At 65.3% G+C, this 1,820-nt stretch carries 1 protein-coding gene; it reads right to left on the bottom strand.

All coding sequences use genetic code 11. The annotated features are described in order from the left end of the window. Positions 1 to 777, bottom strand: a 777-nt coding sequence (locus tag U9980_RS11735; protein WP_322767940.1) for a glycosyltransferase family 2 protein, incomplete at its 3' end; no start/stop codon positions are given. Positions 778 to 1,820 lie beyond the last annotated feature (1,043 nt).

Here is a 1,820-nt window from a genome sequence, read left to right as displayed (position 1 = left end):
AGGGGAGACGACGGTGCCGTGCGCGGCGGCCCGAGCGACTGGAACGTCGTGCCGACGTAGCCGCTCGGACACGATCGTGCGCAGTACCCGCAGCCCGTCGCTGCCGGCTCGCAGGTTTGACTCGCCGTGAACACGGGGCTGCTCGAAACTGCCCACCTCGGTGATGCGCAGGCCAGCCATTGCCACCCGCAGCATGATCAATGTTTCGATCTCAAAGCCGTCACCCCATTGGCGAACTCCGCCATGCCGGCCGGGCTCGAGCCCCAGCGCGGGTAGGCATGCGCGGGAGAAGGCGTTGTAGCCATAGCAGAGATCGGTGAAGCGTCGGCGGAACAACAGATTGGCCAGGACGCACAGGCCGCGGTTTCCCAGCCGGCGGGTGCGGGTGATGTCAGCGCTGCCACCGCCGTGGGCGAAGCGCGTTCCCTTGGCGAAGTCCGCTCCGTTCCGAAGGGCGTCGAGGAAGTCTGCGATCTCACCGGGATCCGCCGAACCGTCGGCGTCCAGCATGACGATGAAGTCGCCGGTGGCGGCGGCGAAGCCGCAGGCAAGAGCGTTCCCCTTACCGCGTCGTGTCTGGTGCACGACGACTGTGTCAGGGCGGAGTTCGCATGCGATCCGCACGGTGTCGTCACTGGACCGGCCGTCCACCAGGATTATCTCCGCGTCCGGTGGCAGCCGGCGGAAGACGTCGGGTATGTTTTTCGCCTCGTTGAGCGTTGGAATAACGATGCTAACCGAGAGAGGGGCCACTGGACGCCGCAACGTCTCGAACAACGGATATCCTCCGATTTAGGCCACGGGGAAACAGGTTGTAGCGGAGTCGACCGGTCTCGCGGGCATGCCCTTGGCTCCGGGCGCGCGAGACAAACGTCTTTGCAGGGTGCTTACCACCGGCCGGGCGGCCGGTACCGTCGTGGGAGATTTCCGTTTCCGGGGCGTGCTTCGGACGCCAGCTGTCCGACCCAGGGACCTCGGCCGCCGGCGATGCGACAGAACCACAAGCGCATCGCCTTTGGCCCTCCGGCGCGCGTGACGCCCGTGACGCGACAAACGACGTGCGTTCCGTCGCCGGTTACCGGGCGAGTTCCCGGGCGAGCGTTACCCATCCGACAGTTGATTTACAGCAGAAGTCTGATTGACGTTCGGATCTGCGTCCGTGCACCGTTGCCCCCTCGTGCGTGTCTGTGCCGTCCGCGATCATGCGCCACCAGCTGTCGTCATCTTTGGACAGCGCGTATCTCGGCACGGGGAACGTACCACATGTCATCACTGCTAGTGGTTGATTCATCGCCAAGGGGTGACGGCTGCGGGCGTCGCGGAGTGTTCGTGTTGTTTAATCATGCCGAGAATTCCTGTGATCCGACCGTGATCTGACCGCGCCCTACTGGCCCGTGGCGGGGATGCGGAGATGTTGCGGAGGTTTCTAGTTGTTTCTACGGTGATAGAGAAAACGAAGAAAAACGTGTCGCCGGCCGCCCCACCGGTGAGTCCGGCGGTCGGCGCCCAGGCAGTGGCAGCCGCTGTGCTCGGGGTCGGCTCGGGTCGTTCGGGCCGGTCAGCCGCGTCGGCGGGAGCGGACGCGAGAGAACGCCGGGCACGGACACTGTCCGCAGTCAGAGCCACGCCGGTAATGTTGATGATTGTCGCGAAGATGGCCGCAGCGGCAGGTGACCCACCACCTGGTCAGGCGGTCCCGAGGTTCACGGGGTGCATTGCTCGGCACACTGGAAACGGTACCGGATATCTGTGGGCCGCTGCCCTGGCGTTGCCGAGGGCTCGCACCGCTTCCGCTTCCGTCTCCGGGTCGTGATCGGCTT

This window comes from Protofrankia sp. Cr1 (assembly GCF_963555865.1).
Taxonomy (GTDB): domain Bacteria; phylum Actinomycetota; class Actinomycetes; order Frankiales; family Frankiaceae; genus Protofrankia.
Note: the sequence above shows the minus strand (reverse complement) of the source record. Positions and strands in the feature narration are given on the sequence as shown.